Genomic DNA, 19240 nt, shown 5'->3' with positions numbered 1-19240 from the left:
AAAAATATAATTATTATTATAAATTTAACACTAAAGGGGATTATACATATGTTAGAACATTCTATTATTGAAGAGCTGATTAATTTTTATAACCATTCTTTTACGATTATTGATAAACACGAAAAAGTCATTTACTGGAGCGACAGAGCTTCAGAAATATTTAACATGGAGAAAAGCGAGGTGATTGGAAAGGATATTAAAGAAATTTTCGCAGAAGACAAATTGGCGATTTTACAAACATTACGAAACAATGAAGTCATTGAGAAGAAGCAGCACATGGCTACGAAAAGTATTTATGTGAATCTCAAATCTGTTCCGATTATTATTGAAGGCAAAGTTGAAGGTGCCATTGTTTCAGAAATTGATGTGACAGAACAAAAACGCCAGGAGGAAGAAATCGAACAACTCAAAAATCAGGTAAGCTTCCTTACCGATAATGTCAAACAATTGAAGAATGAGGAACATTTTAAAAATATTATTTTTAAAAGCTCGATCATGGAAAATTTAAAAAACCAGATAAAACGGGCTGCAAAGACAAATGCCAATATTTTAATTACTGGAGAAACTGGTGTAGGTAAAGAACTATTTGCACAATCTATTCATAACAGCAGTGAAACTTCCGGTGAATTTATTCCTATTAACTGTGGTGCAATTCCGAAGCATTTATTTGAGGCAGAATTATTTGGTTACGAAAAAGGAGCTTTTACAGGAGCAAATAAAGAAGGAAACAAGGGGAAGCTCGAACTTGCCAGAGACGGCACACTTTTTCTTGATGAAATCGGGGATATGCCGTTGGACATGCAAGTGAAATTTCTGCGGGTATTACAAGAAAGAAAATACTTCAGATTAGGCGGTAAAAAAGAAGTTTCCACCCATTTCCGGTTGGTTTCAGCTACAAACAAATCAATTTCTGAGTTACTGAATTCTGATGATTTCCGTTCCGATTTGCTGTACCGGATTAATGTCCTTAATATCCACATACCTCCTTTAAGAGAACGGCCGGATGACATTGAATCCTTATTCTATTATTATCTTTATCACTTATCGAAGAAATACCAGACAGAGCTCCGTTATGCAGATCATTCACTTTTAAACAACCTAAGAAGCTATCACTGGCCTGGAAATGTTAGAGAATTAATCAATGTTGCCGAACGATTAGTTATTTTTTCTAATGAGGATCAATTAAATAATAATATCTTTGACCAGTATTTGGTGGAAGTAGGGCAGTCAGATAAGACCCTGTCTGTACCAAATCTATCAGAGAATTTAAATCTGAAAGACTATATCCATAAGGTGGAAGCAGAATATATTAAATATATCGTCGATCAAAATGATCATAACATTGAAAAATCCAGTCATGATCTCGGTATCAGCAGACCTACGTTATATTCAAAAATGCGTAAATTCCAATTCTAAATTGGCACACTTTTTTCTTGTTTATAAACAAATATCCTTTGAGGTGATTCGAATGAAAAAACAAGATGATTTTATAGTATGTCGCTGTGAAAATATATACTACTCCGAAATGCTTGAAATATTAGAGAAAGGAGCAGCAAACTCGAGAGAATTAAAACTGAAATCCCGAGCTGGTATGGGCTTTTGTAACTCCAGGACATGCGGACATTTTTTAGATCAGCTGACTCAGGATAAAAATACACAGACTCCTTCTTATATCAACCTGAAATCCCAGTCTCCTATTCGGACTGTTTCGTTTGAGGAAATTTCAGGGGGTGTGGAATCGTGACAGGAAGAATTACAGATCATAAAATCTTAGAAAAAAAAGAGCAGACACTAATTCCTTTTCAATGGAACGGTCAAACGTATTATGGAGCTGAGGGGGAAAGTATCACAGCAGCGCTTCTCGCTAATAATATCAGAACGCTCAGATACCATGAAAAAGATGGCAAACCACGGGGACTGTACTGTAATATCGGACACTGCTCCGAATGCAGGGTAATTGTGGAAGGGAAACGTAATCAACGGGCCTGCCTCACTCCAATCCATAAAGATATGGTGATTGAACAGCAGAAGGAATTGCCTCACCTGGTCAAAGGAGGGCATTCCCATGAATCACTTTGATACTATTATTATCGGTGCCGGCCCTGCCGGATTAACGGCTGCCCAAGTCCTGCAAGAAAAGCAAAATGTACTCCTTATCGATGAATATTATCATTATGGCGGCAGATTGCTTGGGCAGCTATATGAGGAAACAAAAGGAGAATGGTGGAATGGAATGGAAGTTGCCCGGAAACTTTATAATGAAGTCTCTGAAAAGGTGAACTTTAAGCTTGGAACATCAGTGTATAACTTAGAACATAGTAATCAAGGCTTCGATATCTATACAACGTCCGGCCATTTCCAATCAGAGCACCTGATTGTTGCGACCGGCGGAAAAGAAAAATCGACTCCGCTTCCAGGCTGGGATTTGCCAGGAGTAATGACGGTAGGTGCTGCTCAGGTGCTGACAAACTTCCAGCGTGTGAAACCGGGAAATAAGGGAGTTATTATCGGTATTAATCCATTGTCCATGGTCATCGCGCTAGAGCTTGGTTACGCATATGTTGATGTTGCTAAAATTTGTCTTCCTCCAGTTAATCTAATCAACAAAGCAACACCAAAGGAAGCATTGGAAACGCTGATATCTTTAGGAAATTCTGCTCCATCTACATTCTTTTCAACAGGTTCAAAAATAGCTGGAAAAGTGACTCCACTCCAGCAGCTGGCATTACAATTTTTCCCTAAAAAAGGAGTCCATGCGCTTGGATTACCTATCTCCATCAAAGAAAGGGTAATAAGAATAAACGGGCAGCATGAAGTGGAATCCGTAACCATTCAAAAAACGAATGCCTCGGGTGTGCTTATAGAGGGGACAGAAAAAGAAATAGCATGTGATTTTGTATGCATCTCTGACGGTTTATCGCCAGTCAATGAAGTAACATCCTTATTGAATCTGAAACATATTTATATGGAGTCGTTAGGCGGATATGTACCTCTGCATAACGAAACGATGGAAACAGAAATAGAGAATTTGTATGTTGCCGGTAATATTACTGGCATTGAGAATGCTAAAATTGCCATGCTGCAGGGAAAAATGGCTGCAAATCAGATTATAAAAGACACTATTTCATCTAAAAAAACATTGGAAGCCATAACATACGAAAGGCAGCATGCAAAAGTAATCTTCCATAAAGATTTGCACCAAGGGAGAAAAAACTTACAGCGCTTGTGGACACAATATGTATAAAAAACGCTCTTCTCAAAATTTGAGAAGAGCGTTTTTTCATTTAGTGGATGAGACGAGAAGCAGCTTCGTCGTCTCATCTGTAGCATTATACCAATGATGTGCCATACTAGAATCTATATGGATAGACTCATTGCTATACAGCGTTTCTTTGACACCTTCAATTTCAACTTCTAACTGGCCGGATAATACATATACAAATTCTTGTCCGCTATGCGTATAAGGGATTTGTTGATATTCCCCTGCTTCCAAGTCAATCCGTGCAGGAATGAAATCCGGATGTTTCATTTTTCCAACTAAGCTTTTATAGGAAAAGTTACCAGTATTTTTATACGAGGTTTTCTCTTTTTTTACAAAGCTGGAATCTCCATTATCGAAAAAGAAATTCACATTGACATCTAATGCCTCACAGATTTTTTTAAGGGATGTAAATGTAAGTGTCCGCAGTCCTCTTTCTATCTGGGATAAAAAGCTCACAGACAGACCACTTCGGTCACTCAATTGTTGTAAGGTCAGCTGCCTGCTCTTACGTACTTTTTTTAGTTCACTGCCTAATAACTCATCCATCCACGTCACCTCTTAGTTATTATTGCTTCATATTAACAAAGATACTTTTCACTTCTACATAGTTGGAGATGCCGTAATCTCCACCCATCTCTCGGCCTATACCGGAATGTTTGTAACCGCCAAACGGCATGGTTTCCAATTCAAGACCAAAATCATTCACCCAGACAGTTCCTGATTCTAACTTAGAAGCAATATAATGCCCTTTTTTAATATTTTCCGTCCATACACTTGCAGCTAAACCATACTCACTATCATTAGCCCGCTGGATCACTTCTTCCACTTCATCGAAGACAAATACTGACATAACAGGGCCAAATATTTCTTCTCTTGCAATCGACATATGATCTTGTACGTCCGCAAAGATAGTCGGTTCTACAAAATATCCTTGATCCCCTGTACGCTTACCGCCAGTAATAAGCCGCGCACCTTCTTCCTTTCCTTTTTCAATATACCCTAAAACAGTATTCATTTGTTTTTCAGATACAAGCGGCCCCATATCCGTAGCACTGTCTAACCCAGGGCCAACGACCGTTTCTTCAGCTTTTTTCTTGAGCTTATCCAGTACTTCATCATACAAACTTCGATGCACAAAAATACGGGTAGTTGCACTGCAATTTTGACCGTGATTATACATCGTACCATCAAAAACACCATCTAATGTTGTTTCTAAATCAGCATCCTCTAAAACAATAGCTGGAGATTTCCCTCCAAGTTCTAAAGTGACCGCCTTCACATCATCTGCTGCTTTTCTCATAATTTCCTTACCAGTTTCTGTGGAGCCGGTGAACGCAACTTTGTTCACTTGAGGATGTGTTACCAAAGCATTTCCAACAACACTCCCCGGCCCGGAAACAATATTGACTACACCATCCGGAAAACCAGCTTCTTTAAATAACTTCGCTGCATATAAAATGGATAATGGTGTATCTTCTGCAGGTTTTAAAACAACCGTACACCCTGCTGCAAGTGCTGAACCCAGCTTCCAAGCAGCCATTAGCAAAGGATAGTTCCATGGAATAATCTGCCCTACTACACCAACAGGCTCGTGAACTGTATACGTAGCATATTCCGGTGAAACGTTTGTTGTCTTTCCAAAGATTTTTGTTGCCCAACCTGCATAATATCTAAAATGCTCAATCGTCCCTTCTATATCATCTTCCAAAGCTTGCTGATAAGGCTTGCCGTTATCAAGAGACTCTAATTGGGCAAGTTCTTCTTTATGCTCCTCTAATAAGTCTGCAAATTTATAAATTATACGGGAACGCTCGGCAGCCTCCATCTTGGTCCATTGCCCTTCATCAAAAGCTTTACGAGCTGCTTGAACAGCCAAATCAAGATCGGATTCATCTGCTTGGCTTACTTTTGCAATCACTTCCTCCGTTGCCGGATTCAAAACGTCAAATGTTTGACCGTTCTGTGCTGTAACATATTGACCATTAATATAGAACCCATTCACCTCTTCTAAAAACGCTTTCACTTTTGGTTTCAACGTAACTAGTGACATACACAAACATCTCCCTTAATATAGATTTATTTAACCTCAAAATATAGCAATCTCCAGATTAAATATTCTGTTAATTAACAGGATAGTCTATGAATACATAAAAAGCAATCATTTTTTCACAGACAGTAAAATTTGGTGCATTATCTGATTAACGTTCAAGCTCCTCAAAAGAGTATTGTTTACAGCTTCTTTTAAAAATATCATCCTTTTTACAGGTACTGTAAAATTCTTAAATAAGCACGTTAGGAATATTGAAATCAAGTTTTCTTTTTATATAAGGGTAATCCCTTGTTTGTCGTTCAAACAATAAAGTTGAAATAGGCATACTATCCTTTTATGTTTAAAAACCTGTATGTTTCTTGCAAAACTGCTTCTAAATTATCTATCAATAAAGCGTGACCGGCATTTATCGGTGCATAATGAAAGTCAATTCCAGCCTCTTTTAAATCCTCCATTATTTCCATCGTCATTGCTTCCGATACAATCAAATCATTTTCTCCCCAGATTACCAGAATAGGAGCCTGGATATTACTTACTTCCCCGGTCCCATCAATTACACCATTGGATACTGTACTTATATTGAACCTGTTTGCAGCATATGCCGCATCCATTATATTCCTTTGCTGTGTGGCACTGGTTAAATACTTTCGATACTGTTCTTCGTTTGGTTGGTTAACGGAATAAAGCACTTGATCCATAGCCGCTCTAAAAAATGCTTGATTATTTGTTCTCTGAGCATCTAACATCATATTTAATCCCGGGTCTTCTATTAACTGTTCTCTAAAACGGATTCTTTCACCGTCTGTATTAAAAGCTGGATACCCTCGTGTAGACATGGAAGAAAGCAATAGGATTTTTTGAATATGGTCTGGATAATCACTAGCAAACTGCATGGCTACACCACCGCCATTAGACAAACCCATTATATAAAACTTCTGCAAATCTAATTGATCAACAAATTGTTTGATATCCTCCGAAAAATCTTTGATTGAATTTATCGGCTGGTCATAGCTCGATTGCCCATATCCACGTAAATCTACTGCATACACTGTAAAGGCAGGATCTATTTCTTCAAGCAGTAAATCCCATTGAGCCGAAGAGGCCATATTTCCATGAATTAATAATAAAACATGCTCTCCTCCTCCTTTTTTTACAAAAAAAAGATTCTCGCCATTCTCTAATGCAATATTCATAAATATCCTCCTTTTTGTTAAGTTTTAAAACTTCTATTCTATTCGATTACTGAACCTTAAAAGATTGATAACACAGCTTCTTCAGCGCATCCTGTCTTTATCTACAACGTTCTATAAACAAAAAGCATATAGTTATGTTAAATGACCTTTTTATTGAAACCCCTTTCATTATACAATAAAATATTATTTATAGATTGTCAGCAAGTGAATAAATATCAGAAACCAATTCAGGGATCCATTCACGCGCTATTGGTATAGCCTCTACCTCATAGTCGAACAATTGCCGCAGTGCATGAATCGTCCAACAAATACCACCCATATTTATTTGCCACTCGATATCGTCTGGTACGCTATCAGCAGTTTGTTCATAATATGCATGGATTAAATCAGCAGAATTAATAGGATAATCCTCTGCCGCACGAATAAAGCAGTACAAATCTCCAAGATGGGGGCTAAGATTTGCGGACGCCCAATCAATTACAGTTATTCTTTCATTATTTTTCATTAAATTTTTAGGATAATAATCATTATGCACAAGCGTCAGCGGAAAATCTCTATATAAGCGCTCCATATGAGGCGGCAAAATAGTTGATAATTTTTTTAAGAATGTTGCTTGAGTATCATCTATATACTCCCTCTGTTGGCTCAAGTATACTAAATCATTTATTATCTGGTCTTTAGAAATGTACTAATATAAATACGTTTCGTTTGTAAGTTTCCCTTCCATGATTGCTGATTCCGCCTTGCTACGGATAGTGGCTAGCTCTTTTGCCGCTTCAATAAAAATCTCAGATTGAGGAGCGTCCTCTACAGTTTCACCCGGAAGACCTTTCATTATCAAAATCCCAATATCATCCGCTTTATAGGATGCATAAATTGTTGGAATATCTAATCCAAATGGAATTAATAAATCTTTATAAACGATGACTTCGCGGGCGTTCTCTTCTTTTCCCATTTTGACGATACAGGAATCTCCATTGTTTCTATTTGCCCGCCACACTTCTGAATGGGACCACCTCCGTAAAAGAGTCCAGGATGTTACCTCTTTTAAACTAGGATGCAAATCGATATATTCAGCAAATGACTCAGGTATTCTATCCATCGGGCCTTCCACCTTTCTATAATCATTCCAGTTTCTCTTCCTATCAATTCATCAAAACGAAACGTTTGAAAACCCACGGTGCGTTACTTAAATATTATAATTTGTATTACACAAAGAATACCACAGTTTTTTTATCAAAATAATTTTTCAACGTCTACAATTAATGGTATAGTTATGAAAGGGATTGTAAAATAAGGTACGGTCCTTAAAATGTTTTTTCAAGCTTAACAACTCAAAGAAATCGAAATAGATATACACTCCTATTTTCGCAGCGAATATAGATATACAATTAATGACACTCAAAAGGAGAAACCAAGTGGAAAAAACAGTAGAATCCGGAATATCCAGTGCAATCGGAAAACTTTTTCGAGATAATTTCGGAAAGGGACCCGAAGCTATTTTTGTATCTATAGCAAAACCATACATTACAATCTATTTAAGAAACTTTTTAGCTCCGATGGAAAAAATTCTGCTGAAGCAGGAAAATGAATTGAAGTTTCAGGAGACCCGTGATTTATTAATGAAAGAACTGACTCCGGAGATACAATCGATTATCTCCTCGCAGGCCGGCGTAAAAGTGGACAAGATCTACTATGACTGGTCGGTAGAAAATAGCAGCGGAATTCTTTTTACCGAGCTGGATTCCAATCTGGATGAGACAATAGAAGATTATCTTGATTATCCAGCCAAAGAACAAGTACACGAGGAAATCAGCCGTTTTACTCAAAAAGCACAAAAATCTCCGAAACAGCTTACGTCTAGTATGCTTAATTCCCGGACTTTAATCTCAAGACGCGAGGATATCCTTGTGCTAATTGAAAAAGAGCTGATTCAATCGGGCTTTGAAAACCAGCTTAGGCTGTCCAAACGAAAGCTGGAAAAGAGTTTAATTGATAAACAATTCTTAGAATCTGTACTCCATCAGGAAATACAAGATTTATTTGTAGATTGGGATTTTGACAATGATACAGGGTTTGTTATATTTATACTTAAACCCAAAAAATAATATGGTGGAAATGTCTAGACAATAGCGCTAAGGCATGAGCCGAAAAGGATGTTTATTCCTTTTCGGCTTTTTTTATTAAATAAAAGGAAAGCAGGTTAATAAATAAGAACGCAAACAGAAAGACTGTTTTATTTAATATATTGATTGATTTAGATATCCATCTCCAGAAGCTTCCTACTGTGCTGAATCTGAAGCAATGCATCTTAAAACTTTATCAGAAACTGGGGGAAACGACTATGAAAACATCTTATGTAAACATCCATAAGGAATTGGATATCGTTCATGCAAGGCAGATTGGCAGGGATATAGCAAAGCAGATTGGCTTTGGTACAGTGGATCAGGCACGTATCACCACTGCCATATCCGAATTAGCCCGCAACATCTATTTATATGCAGAAAAAGGGGGAATTTCTTTTGAGGTCATCGATACTCTTGGGCGTAAAGGTATTATTATGACTGCAATCGACTCCGGCCCAGGAATAAATGATATTCGATTGGTGCTCCAGGATGGCTATACCACTTCAGGAGGACTGGGGGCTGGTCTCCCTGGCGTGAAGCGTTTGATGGATGAATTTGAAATCCAATCAGACATTGGACAAGGAACAACAATTAAGGTGGCCAAATGGATTTAATTAGCAGCATGTCGGCAACTGGAACAATTCCGGCATATTCCCAAAGAGAATTTCATAAATTTTTGCTTGTAACACTGATCTTTTCTACGTTTGTTTCATCGTTGCTGTATTCAGGTTTTGATTCATTGCTTTTACATAAGTAAGAGAATACAATCCTCAAAGAAACCTTATTCATCTTTAACTCCAGCCGCTTTGAAAGTTAATTACAATTCAGCCTCTAAACCCGTCTTATCTTACCCAAACAAATTTTTTATTTATCTAAAAAGCATCTCTTCAGATAAAATATCCAAAGAGATGCTCGATAGATTTAAAATAATTCAGCGATTTTTTATCATCCCTTTATTCCGACCACGGGGAATGTATAATACAGCTGCAGAAATTCTTATTACGGTATTCCGGCCGAAAATGCTGGACGACATCTTCTTTCATATTACCAAAAGTTGTTTCCGGCTTATGCTTAAATCCTTCATAAAATGCCGGGATAATTTCCTTTTTAAAATTATTCCGAGGGAAAGCCTGTATAACTTCTTCACGCAAATCAGCCGGGAACTCTTCAAACCCGTCTCCCATCACATCTAAACCAACACCAGAGAAAAGAAGGGCTACTTCCGATTCCTTGTGTTCGGCAACTCCAGGAGTTGTGTGTAGAGCAATCGCATCCCATACAAGCTGAATAGATTCTTTTGGAATTTGATACTGCTGTAAAAAGCTTCTGGCTGCATTAGCCCCATCTACTTCAAAACGCAAGCCGGGACTGCTGTACGCTTTGGTCAATCCTAAGTCATGGAATAATGCACTGACATACAGCAACTCTAAATCATAATTCAACTTTGCCTGTTTACCGTTTACCGCTCCAAAAAAGAAGACACGATTGGAATGGTTCCACAGCAAGTCATTTCCATATTCCCTTAGAATATCTGCCGCATCCTTTGCCAATCGCGTATCTGGAACTTTGATACCTGCTACTTCTTGAATCATCATTCAAACTCCCCTTTACGATTTATTTTCATCTTGGCTCCATTGTAAAAGGATTATTTCCATATAGCAATGCAATTATTTCTATGATAATCATAGAAATAATCTATGATAAAGTATTTTGTAAAGTAGGCATTTCCTTTTCTTCTGTATGGAATTGCAGCTTTCCAATTTCCTGCATTAATAACTCCAAATACTTACGAGCAGGGTAGTTCACAAAACAATTCTTTTTCATTGCTAAATATACTGCTCTTGTCAAAGTTGGCTTTTCGATATGTTGGAAAAACAAATCTTCTGTATCATAAAATTCATATAACGTACGAGATACAACACTATGACCAACCCCATTGCGCACTAGATTTAAGATAGCTTCAATACTGGAGGTTTCAACAGCAGGATCCAATTGTCTCCCAACTTCTTCGCTCGTTCTATCAAGTATTTTTCTGCATTGATGCTTATTAGGAAATAATACAATTGGGCTGTCAAAAATAGCTGAAAAAGGAATCTTCTTTCTTCCATCATGCTGGTTACTGATTAAATAAAAAGCTTCTTCATACAGCTTGGTTACTTGCAATTTATCCTGTTGATGGAAATGAAAACCAATTCCAAAATCCGCTTGATTTTCCAAAACAGCTTTTTCTAACTCATCTGTAGTCTGAATAACTACCTTAATGTTCGGATACAAGCGATTAAAATGAATACATAGGGTAGATACCAAGTCGGTGATTTCTCCAGGCAATACAGCTATCTTCAGCTCTCCTATCTCCGCTTTTGTAAATGCAGTAATTTGAGAGGTCATGCTTTGCAGCGAGCCTTGAACATTTAATGCCTCCTTCTGTACAATTTCTCCCGCCTTTGTCAGCTCAATTTTCTTGCCAACACGGTTGAAAAGAGGGTAGCCAACCTCTTGTTCCAATATTTTGATTTGATGACTTAAAGTAGGCTGTGATATTCCTAATTTTTCAGCTGCTTTAGTAAAATGCAGCTCTTTGCAAACCATTAAAAAGTATTCTAAATGTCGTAATTCGATTATAGTTCAGTCCTTTCAGTTGAAATAGCCTTTTCATTTCTATCTTAAATCAAATTCATTATGAAGTTAATTTTTTGAGGTAAATTTAGAAGGAATACTGCAGAAAGTCCATTAGCCTGGTGTAGTATATTTTCGGATGAATTCATTTACCATATCTTGAACTACCCCCACTTACCAACCTTCAAGGTTGCTTGAAGTGGGAGATTCCTAAGAACACCAACCTACCGGTCAGTTATGGATTAGGCTATCCCCGCAGTCCCTGCGGTTAATCGTAATGCTTCTTTACGAAGATTCCTGCTTGCGTTAATATCTCTTTGGTGATGGCATTGACAGATATCACACGTCCATGCACGCAAAGCAAGATTTTTAACGTCTTTGTTTTGGTGTCCACAATGAGAACATAACTGACTGGATGGATAGCTTTTCGAAACTACAACAACCTGCTTTCCATACCAAGCCGCTTTATATTCCAGCATCGTTCGGAACGTTGACCAGGATACATCGCTAATAGCTTTTGCAAGATTATGATTTTTCAACATGTTTATCACAGACAAATCTTCTATTCCGATGATATCGTGGTTTTTGATTATCTCGGTGGAGATTTTATCTAACATGTCTTTTCTTTTATTAGCAATTTTTTCGTGAAGCCGAGCTACTTTTCGTTTTTGTTTCTGCCAATTTGCTGAGTCTGTTTGTCTTCTGGACAGAATCACTTGCGCTTTTGCCAATTTCTCTTCTAATTTCCGGAAGAATCTTGGATTTTCATACACCGTTCCATCAGAAAGGGTTGCAAAATCGGTTAATCCGACATCGATACCTACAGAGGAACCTGTCTTTTCATCGTATTTAATTTCCGTTTCAGCTACAATCGAAACAAAGTACTTGCCTGAAGGGTTGCGCCGGATCGTTGCATTGATAATACGCCCTTCCACTTCCCGACTTTTGGCAAAACGGACAAGCCCGAGTTTGGGCAGTTTGATATGTTTATCCAATACAGCAATATTTCCATTGACATGTTTGGTTGTATACGATTGAATAGGGTTCTTCTTTGATTTAAAACGAGGAGCCTTGTTCTGTTTCTTGTAATAACGTGTATAGGAATCATTCACGTTTTCAACGGCTTTTTGAAGGGCAATGCTATCAACTTCTTTGAGGAAGGGATAAGTTTTCTTCAATTCCCGAACTGCTTTGATTGCCTTATTTTTATTGAGAAATTCGCCCTTCCAATTATTTTGAAGAAGCTGTCCGTTTTGTACCATTTCATTCACCGTATGCCAATAGTGGTCTTTTTCTATTTGTTTTCCTGTAAAATAGTTGTAGACAAAGCGGGAGCAGCCGATTGTCTTATGAATGAAGGTGATTTGTTTTTTGTTCGGATAGATACGAAAACGAAATGCTTTTTTTACTTTCATGGCTTCTTACCTCCTCCTGTCTATTATATCAGAAGAAGAATGATTTTGGAACGTTTGTTCGATTTGATGTTGAGCAGTCGAGACACCCAGAAGCAATCTTTTGTGCATAGGAGATTCATCTCCCCCTTGGCTCTGCGTGCTTGAAGAGAGAGTTTTCTCTCCTTTTTTTGATAAATTAATGGTAAGATATTTTAAATTTAACTCTGAAGGGAGAAAATAAAATGGAAAGAAACAGCCAGATCATCTGTGAAAAAAGAACCTATTCAAAAGAATTTCATTCGCATCAGCATGCCTTCGGACAGTTTCTTTTCTCTTTACAAGGCTCCCTGGATATCCAAACAAATCAACAGGAACTTCATCTGAAAGCGGATTGCGGATTCTATCTGCCGCCAAACTTCCAGCATCATTACCGCTCTATTGACAGAAATGAATTTCTAATATTGGATATACCGCTGCGATATTTGCCCAGTGATACGGAAAGTATGCATGTCAAACTGGATAAACAATGGAATGCAATCCGGTATTTACTATTGGAAGAGGCGGACGCAAAGGACAATATCTCTGCCTTAACCGATTTGACCCGCTATGTAACCAAAAAACTGCAGACTTCCAATCCTCCTTCCATAGACTATATTCACAACCATTTTAAGGAGCCGATTCGATTGGAAACGCTGGCAAAAATAGAGCATTATCACCCTGTTTATTACTCGGAATGGTTTAAGAAAAGAACTGGCAAAAGCCCGCAAGCCTACATTTTAGACCTGCGTTTACAGGAGGCGGAGCATTTATTGCTTTCAACCAGATTGTCCATATTCCGAGTTAGCGAGGAATTAGGCTTCGAGAATGCCTCTTCCTTTACAAGATGGTTTGCTAAACATAAAGGAATGGCGCCAAACAAATATAGATTTCTTTAAAGAAGGTAAAAAGTATATGAAACTCAGTATAGAAAAAAGAACAGTCTTTATCTATGATGGGTATATATTCTTTTATTTCGGAGTGAAATCGATGCAAGGAAAACTTTCTGCCTTTCTTATTCTTTTTGCTGCTGTACTTTGGGGAACAACTGGGACAGCACAGGCTTTTGCACCAGAAAATGCCCATCCTATTGCGATTGGGACGATTCGTTTAGCAGTAGGAGGACTCTTTTTATTATCACTTGTCCTTCTATTCGGCAAATTAGAACTAAAAAATTGGCCCATCAAAGCTACGGTGTTAGCTGCTTTAAGCATGGCTTTATATCAGCCGTTATTTTTTACCGCTGTCACCGTCACTGGCGTAGCTATCGGAACCGTTGTAGCCATCGGGAGCGCGCCAATTTTATCAGGGCTTCTGGAATGGATATTTTTTAAAGCTCGTCCGTCAAAAATTTGGTGGGTGTCTACTTTCCTCTCCATTTCCGGCTGTATCCTGTTATTTACCAACAGAGAATCCACGTATGTTGATCCAGTCGGTGTCGTGATGGCTTTAGGTGCAGGACTTACCTTTGCCAGCTACACCCTCGCAAGCAGAGATATGGTTCAAAAATTCTCTTCCTTAAACGTGGTTGCAATCATTTTTACAATAAGTGCGATTTTCTTAGCTCCATTCCTATTTATTTTTGATATGTCATGGGTGGCGAGCTTGCAGGGTATCGGCGTCAGTATTCAACTAGGTGTTGTAGCTACAGGCATAGCCTATTTTCTTTTCGCCAAAGGGTTGGCTAACGTTTCTTCTTCGACTGCGGTTACTCTTGCTTTAGCAGAGCCGTTAACAGCAGCATTATTAGGGGTATTTCTGTTAGGAGAGAGCTTAAATACGACTGCCTGGCTGGGTATCTTTCTTTTGATTATGGGGATTGCGATATTGATTGGTTCATCCAGAGCAGCTAACCGGAAGAATAAAACTGCCGTGAGAGCTACACTTTAAAAACGTAATGATTTCATTTATTTAATTTTTCATCATACAGCTGAATAAAGGGCAGCGAGATACTATTCTCATTGCCCTTTTTAAATTTACTTTTTACCCGTCGCAATAAATAATGAAGCGTCCTGATTCATGAAAATATTGCTTCCATGATGAAATGTATGCATTTCTGTATCTCGAAGACCTGCGTGATTCAATGCTTGATTTATTTCTGCTTCTGTGAAGCCATTATGCACTTTGGGATGCTGTATCTTTTCATTTTTATCAAAATCGGCAATAATAAGTATTCCATTTGGGTTTAGGCGCGTACTTAATTTTTGCAGAAGTGTTTCTATATCTGGCACATGCAGCAAAACCAACGATAGGATGATGATATCTGCATACACATCCAAGTTATCTTCTTCTGCTAAATTACATTCCATCGCTTTAAAATGCTTTAATTGCTGCTGTTTTATTTTAGCTTGCGCAACTTGAATCATTTCCTCCGAAGCATCCACGATCCATCCCTTCTCAAAGCGGTCAGCCAGTTGAAAAGCCACTAATCCCGTTCCACCGCCATAATCCAATATGGAGTGATATTGCTTCTCAGCTATGCTTTTCTTTATCTCATCGGCTATCACCGTTGCCAGCTCTATTCGTTCTTCTGTGTCATATTTTTTTGCCATTCGATTGAATACATTCTCTTCCAACTTATAGCCTCCTGCACATGGGTGTCTTTTATTTTCCCAAATGAAATCTCTTTGGCTTCTCAATATACCATAATCGCAGATATAAACAAGCCATATGCTGGTACAATCAAAACCTTCTAATCATGCATTACCGCTACAATCATCCCTAATTTGTGAAGAATCCGGCACATTTAAAAATCAAACAAACGATTGATTTATTATATCGGGAAGCTTTATATACAAGCCTTTTGCATCCATCTTATAATCATCACTGTTTGTTCCTTATCTGGTTTAATAGTCCATTCTATTCTTAGCGTCTTTCCAGATTTGAAATGGTTTATCGTACTTATCCGGGCGAACCTGCATCATCTCGATATCACGCTCTTCTACAGGAAGTGCAATTTGCTCATAAATAAAATGATCATCAAACCCTGCTTCTGCAGCTTCTGTTTTAGAAGCCGCATAATAAACCGCCTCTGGCCTGGCCCAATAAATGGCGCCAATACACATGGGACATGGCTCACAGCTGGTATAGATTTCACAATCCGTTAATTGGAAACTGCCCAGTTTCTGGCACGCTTCCCGAATCGCCTGCACCTCTGCATGAGCTGTGGGATCATTCGCTGCTGTGACTTGATTATTTCCCGTACTGATAATTTCTCCACCCTTTACAACAATCGCTCCAAATGGACCGCCGCCCGCAACTGCACTTTCCAGGGCAATTTCCACTGCCTTTTCCATCCATTTCTTATTACCCACAAGTAACCCTCCATTTTGTTCATAAATTGTCTCCATCCTACACATATTGAAAACGCATTCATCATTATAACATATCAGCTTTTACTCATCCTATCATGCCCGACCCCTTGATAAAAAAAACTGCTGTGTTATCATTGCCTCAGTATTGAAATAAAGGAGATATTACCCATGAATGTTCCAATCCTTTATGAGGATAATCATTTACTTTTTGTAGAAAAGCCTGTCAATGTACCTGTACAGGAGGACCAGTCAAAGGATCAGGATTTGCTGAATTTCTTGAAGGAGGATATAAAAATACGTTATCAAAAACCAGGCAATGTTTACCTGGCGCTGGTTCATCGCCTGGATCGCCCTGCAGGAGGTGTCATGGTATTTTCGAAAACATCTAAAGCAGCCTCCCGTCTATCTGATGCCATTCGCCGGCAGGATGTAGAAAAGAAATATTTGGCAGTTGTGCGGGGAGTGCCTGATAAAAAGCAAGCTTTATTAGAAGATCATTTAGTCAAAGATAAACATGAAAACAAGGTATATACAACGCACGCAAATCATAAAGATGCCAAAAAAGCGAAGTTAGAGTATGAAGTAATTGGGAGCAAAAAAAATTTAAGCCTCCTTTCCATTAAACTGCACACCGGCAGACCGCATCAAATTCGTGTACAGCTCTCCTCCCGCAATTTGCCGCTTTACGGCGATCAAAAATACGGAGAAAAATGGAACCAGACTGGCGAACAGATTGCTTTATGGTCAGAAACACTTGCCGTAGAACATCCTACTAAAAAAGAAGAAATAAAAGTACAATCTCAGCCGCCAAATAAATTTCCATGGAATCTGTGGTGAATCGAAAGAAGCCTTTTTGTTCTCCCCAGCAGCAGATTTTTCCGTTAATTTCCTCTGCAACACCATCGCTGCACTCCAGAAAAAGAGCGTACATTGTTAAATTTTCCATTCATAGATACATTCATATTTCCGCATAATAAGCTTGAAATGCCTGAAGGAGGTATCTATGATGGGTGAAATCAGTCAGTTCAAGGGTGGAGAAAAGGCTCCCAATAACGGGATCTATATTGAAGTTGGTGAAACAGGCAGCAATGTAGAAGACCCGCAGCAGGTTTCGATGAAAGCTGGGGAAAAGTTTCCAGGAACGAAGAACAACGACCGTGTTTGGAAAAACAAACGCAGCCAGTCCCATCCAAGCCCGCGAAATAGCAGAAGTACGAATTAATTCAAAAAAGCAAAGGAGTTTCTAGTCTGGATTCCTTTGCTTTTTGTATATACAATCTCTTTTATTACGCCTTTTCCTATTCTGATTGCCTCCCGTATCTATGAAATAGCGCTTCTCCCACCAAGCCCAGTCCTATTCCTATCATGGTTCCCGCAGCAACATTTCCTGTAAATAAACCAACACCGATTCCCAAACACGTCAAACCTCCGATAATCATCCTATCCCTCCTCTATTCAAACTAAAAATAAACGCCTTATTTTATTACCCGTTCTTTTAATAAAAATTTAAAAAATGATTTAGATTTCTTTAAGATATTACTCTTAGTATATGAATTGTAAGCGAAAAAAGTATGATAACAAAATAGAAAGGAGCTTATTTGATGACCATTCATAAAATAAATGATTATTTAGGTATACCGGTGCTTACTTTACTATTGCTTTCTCTGTTAGGCGTTCCCCGCGTCGTTTTACACGATTTATCCATGGTGGAGGAGGGAAGTTGGATTAACAGCATCTTGGTCTTTGCACCGATTATTATATGGATTCTGTTTATTGTTTTAAAAAAGGTGGAAAAACCCTTTTTATCTTTATTACTCATTGGTTTTTTCTACGGGATATTTTTAGCAATCGTTCACCAAGTTCTTTGGAACACTGCTATAGAAACACCTATTCAATTTGGCGGTAACTTAAGTAACCTGCCACAAGCCGCAGTAAATAGTATTGCTCGTACATTTGCATTCTTCAGCAGCGTCACAACCGGCATCGTACTAGGCGCAATCACAGGAGCAGCCGGTTCCCTAGTGAATGTTATTATGAAAGGCTTTAAGTCAGCATAAGCACAGAAAACAGACCAGCATTAACAGGCAACTGTGCTTCGGTAAAAAAAAAGCTCCTGAAATTTATAAAATGAACCGGATTATGGTGCACCATTTCAATATAAAGAAATAAAGCAAACCGCTCTTTTCAAAGGGTAGTTTGCTTTTTGGAATTAACACTCACTAATCATCAGGATATTCCCGTCCGGATCTTTAAAATTAAAATAATGATGATGCTCTATCTCTGTAAGCAAATGCACCCCTTTATTTTTCATATATTGAAATGCTTCTCCAATGTTATTAGTATTCAGGTGAAATGCCGGTGTTTTAAAAGTTTTATCCTTTGCGTAAATTTTACTATCCAACACAATTCCCGTGCCCTTCATAGGGATAACATAAAGATGACCAAAAAGGATTTCTCCATCTGCATGTAATCCTAATATATCACAATACCAGTCTCTTGCTTTTTCGATATCACTTACCGGGATAAACACAGTTCCAATCTGTTTGAGGATAGGACTATCCATCAAAGCACCTCTCTTCTAATTTTTCAAACGGATTATTCATACTTGCTTCCCGTAACCAAAAATTTGTCTATTCCTCCAAATGAAAAGGACTATCAAACCTGCTTTTCATCTAAATCTGAATAAAGCATTCCGTACACAATGCTATCTGTCCATTCACCCTTATTCCAAAAATCCTGTATAAAATGCGCTTCTTTCCTCATCCCTATACGCTCACATAATTTTTGCGATGCTTCATTTCTCGCATCCAGATTTGCCTGGATACGATGCACATCAAATGAGGTAAACAGTCTTTCCACTAAACCACGCACAGCTTCAGTTGCATAGCCTTTTCCCGAAGCTTCTTGAGAAAAGCTGTAACCAATTTCAACGGTATCTTCCATCTCTGTATACCATACAGATAAATCACCAATCACCTTATTGCCACTTACCACTGCCAAATTTAAAGCAGTTTCTTTTGTAAGCACATTATTCTCCAGCTTGTTATGAAATTCCTCTTGTTTATTTTCATCGGTCCACTTCTCATGCAACAAATATTTACAGGTGGCTTCGTTATGATAAATATGAAATACATCCTCTAAATCGTTCACATTAAATGGTCTAATAAGTAACCTGTCTGTTTTAAATTCCAAAGCGTATCCTCCTATTTTTCTGTTATTTTGAATGGGGATGATAATACAAATTTGTCT

At 38.2% G+C, this 19240-nt stretch carries 23 protein-coding genes; 10 read left to right on the top strand and 13 right to left on the bottom strand.

Going from position 1 to position 19240, the window contains the following annotated elements:
• Positions 1-48: 48 nt before the first annotated feature.
• From MKY45_RS01905 to MKY45_RS01895, 3 genes are all read left to right on the top strand, one after another.
• Entirely contained in the window at positions 49-1416 is a 1368-nt protein-coding gene (locus MKY45_RS01905; RefSeq protein WP_193062479.1) for a sigma-54 interaction domain-containing protein, read from the top strand.
• A 324-nt stretch (positions 1417-1740) separates the two neighbouring features.
• Positions 1741-2079, top strand: coding sequence for a (2Fe-2S)-binding protein (locus MKY45_RS01900; protein ID WP_042531174.1), 339 nt, complete (start codon positions 1741-1743; stop codon positions 2077-2079).
• The gene (locus MKY45_RS01895; RefSeq protein WP_341172408.1) at positions 2066-3244 is read left to right on the top strand and encodes an NAD(P)/FAD-dependent oxidoreductase; all 1179 of its coding nucleotides are present in this window, start codon (positions 2066-2068) and stop codon (positions 3242-3244) included. The genes MKY45_RS01900 and MKY45_RS01895 overlap by 14 nt, the downstream gene beginning before the upstream one ends.
• A 36-nt stretch (positions 3245-3280) precedes the next feature.
• Here MKY45_RS01895 and MKY45_RS01890 read toward each other — a convergent pair whose 3' ends face one another.
• The 5 genes from MKY45_RS01890 to MKY45_RS01870 form a co-directional block, all read right to left on the bottom strand.
• A complete protein-coding gene (locus MKY45_RS01890) occupies positions 3281-3808 on the bottom strand; it encodes a helix-turn-helix domain-containing protein (RefSeq protein WP_042531170.1) in 528 nt (175 codons plus the stop codon).
• A gap of 19 nt (positions 3809-3827) precedes the next feature.
• Entirely contained in the window at positions 3828-5312 is a 1485-nt protein-coding gene (locus MKY45_RS01885; protein ID WP_289584662.1) for an aldehyde dehydrogenase family protein, read from the bottom strand.
• Positions 5313-5638: 326 nt separating this feature from the next.
• Positions 5639-6505 carry an intracellular short-chain-length polyhydroxyalkanoate depolymerase gene (gene phaZ / locus MKY45_RS01880; RefSeq protein WP_193062464.1) on the bottom strand — a complete coding sequence of 289 codons (867 nt, stop codon included), beginning with the start codon at positions 6503-6505 and terminating at the stop codon, positions 5639-5641.
• Positions 6506-6692: 187 nt separating this feature from the next.
• Entirely contained in the window at positions 6693-7154 is a 462-nt protein-coding gene (locus MKY45_RS01875; RefSeq protein WP_193062462.1) for a phosphotransferase, read from the bottom strand.
• A gap of 39 nt (positions 7155-7193) precedes the next feature.
• Positions 7194-7607: a hypothetical protein gene (locus MKY45_RS01870; protein WP_341172407.1), complete on the bottom strand. Its 414-nt coding sequence runs from the start codon at positions 7605-7607 to the stop codon at positions 7194-7196.
• A 316-nt stretch (positions 7608-7923) separates the two neighbouring features.
• Between MKY45_RS01870 and MKY45_RS01865 the strand changes: the two genes are divergently transcribed.
• Positions 7924-8613 carry a Na-translocating system protein MpsC family protein gene (locus tag MKY45_RS01865; protein WP_042531154.1) on the top strand — a complete coding sequence of 230 codons (690 nt, stop codon included), beginning with the start codon at positions 7924-7926 and terminating at the stop codon, positions 8611-8613.
• A 236-nt stretch (positions 8614-8849) separates the two neighbouring features.
• The gene (locus MKY45_RS01860) at positions 8850-9245 is read left to right on the top strand and encodes an anti-sigma regulatory factor (protein WP_042531152.1); all 396 of its coding nucleotides are present in this window, start codon (positions 8850-8852) and stop codon (positions 9243-9245) included.
• Between the two features lie 339 nt (positions 9246-9584).
• Here MKY45_RS01860 and MKY45_RS01855 read toward each other — a convergent pair whose 3' ends face one another.
• From MKY45_RS01855 to tnpB, 3 genes are all read right to left on the bottom strand, one after another.
• Positions 9585-10223, bottom strand: a complete 639-nt coding sequence (locus MKY45_RS01855) for an HD domain-containing protein (RefSeq protein ID WP_341173458.1) — start codon at positions 10221-10223, stop codon at positions 9585-9587.
• 103 nt (positions 10224-10326) lie between these two features.
• On the bottom strand, positions 10327-11250 hold the full coding sequence (locus MKY45_RS01850; protein ID WP_332094611.1) for a LysR family transcriptional regulator: 924 nt from the start codon (positions 11248-11250) through the stop codon (positions 10327-10329).
• Positions 11251-11489: 239 nt separating this feature from the next.
• Positions 11490-12662: an IS200/IS605 family element RNA-guided endonuclease TnpB gene (gene tnpB, locus MKY45_RS01845; protein ID WP_341172406.1), complete on the bottom strand. Its 1173-nt coding sequence runs from the start codon at positions 12660-12662 to the stop codon at positions 11490-11492.
• Positions 12663-12883: 221 nt separating this feature from the next.
• Here tnpB and MKY45_RS01840 point away from each other — a divergent pair, with 221 nt between their 5' ends.
• Together MKY45_RS01840 and MKY45_RS01835 are read left to right on the top strand one after the other, a co-directional pair.
• On the top strand, positions 12884-13576 hold the full coding sequence (locus tag MKY45_RS01840; protein ID WP_341172405.1) for a helix-turn-helix transcriptional regulator: 693 nt from the start codon (positions 12884-12886) through the stop codon (positions 13574-13576).
• A 91-nt stretch (positions 13577-13667) separates the two neighbouring features.
• Positions 13668-14567 carry an EamA family transporter gene (locus tag MKY45_RS01835; protein WP_332094600.1) on the top strand — a complete coding sequence of 300 codons (900 nt, stop codon included), beginning with the start codon at positions 13668-13670 and terminating at the stop codon, positions 14565-14567.
• An 86-nt stretch (positions 14568-14653) separates the two neighbouring features.
• Here MKY45_RS01835 and MKY45_RS01830 read toward each other — a convergent pair whose 3' ends face one another.
• Positions 14654-15253 (bottom strand): class I SAM-dependent DNA methyltransferase, encoded by a 600-nt coding sequence (locus MKY45_RS01830; protein ID WP_341172404.1) that lies wholly within the window; start codon positions 15251-15253, stop codon positions 14654-14656.
• A 270-nt stretch (positions 15254-15523) separates the two neighbouring features.
• A complete protein-coding gene (locus MKY45_RS01825; RefSeq protein WP_256705541.1) occupies positions 15524-15991 on the bottom strand; it encodes a nucleoside deaminase in 468 nt (155 codons plus the stop codon).
• A gap of 168 nt (positions 15992-16159) precedes the next feature.
• Here MKY45_RS01825 and MKY45_RS01820 point away from each other — a divergent pair, with 168 nt between their 5' ends.
• Together MKY45_RS01820 and MKY45_RS01815 are read left to right on the top strand one after the other, a co-directional pair.
• The gene (locus MKY45_RS01820) at positions 16160-16828 is read left to right on the top strand and encodes an RluA family pseudouridine synthase (RefSeq protein ID WP_042531144.1); all 669 of its coding nucleotides are present in this window, start codon (positions 16160-16162) and stop codon (positions 16826-16828) included.
• A gap of 169 nt (positions 16829-16997) precedes the next feature.
• Positions 16998-17213 (top strand): YjzC family protein, encoded by a 216-nt coding sequence (locus tag MKY45_RS01815; RefSeq protein ID WP_042531142.1) that lies wholly within the window; start codon positions 16998-17000, stop codon positions 17211-17213.
• Between the two features lie 76 nt (positions 17214-17289).
• Here MKY45_RS01815 and MKY45_RS01810 read toward each other — a convergent pair whose 3' ends face one another.
• Positions 17290-17430, bottom strand: a complete 141-nt coding sequence (locus tag MKY45_RS01810; RefSeq protein WP_175297021.1) for a hypothetical protein — start codon at positions 17428-17430, stop codon at positions 17290-17292.
• Between the two features lie 162 nt (positions 17431-17592).
• Between MKY45_RS01810 and MKY45_RS01805 the strand changes: the two genes are divergently transcribed.
• The gene (locus MKY45_RS01805) at positions 17593-18048 is read left to right on the top strand and encodes a hypothetical protein (protein WP_193062444.1); all 456 of its coding nucleotides are present in this window, start codon (positions 17593-17595) and stop codon (positions 18046-18048) included.
• A 152-nt stretch (positions 18049-18200) separates the two neighbouring features.
• Here the strand turns inward: MKY45_RS01805 and MKY45_RS01800 are convergent, their stop codons facing one another.
• Together MKY45_RS01800 and MKY45_RS01795 are read right to left on the bottom strand one after the other, a co-directional pair.
• On the bottom strand, positions 18201-18554 hold the full coding sequence (locus MKY45_RS01800; RefSeq protein WP_193062442.1) for a VOC family protein: 354 nt from the start codon (positions 18552-18554) through the stop codon (positions 18201-18203).
• A 92-nt stretch (positions 18555-18646) separates the two neighbouring features.
• The gene (locus MKY45_RS01795) at positions 18647-19183 is read right to left on the bottom strand and encodes a GNAT family N-acetyltransferase (RefSeq protein ID WP_193062440.1); all 537 of its coding nucleotides are present in this window, start codon (positions 19181-19183) and stop codon (positions 18647-18649) included.
• Between the last annotated feature and the right edge of the window lie 57 nt (positions 19184-19240).

The organism is Oceanobacillus sp. FSL K6-0251 (assembly GCF_038004725.1).
GTDB lineage: Bacteria > Bacillota > Bacilli > Bacillales > Amphibacillaceae > Oceanobacillus > Oceanobacillus oncorhynchi.
Note: the sequence above shows the minus strand (reverse complement) of the source record. Positions and strands in the feature narration are given on the sequence as shown.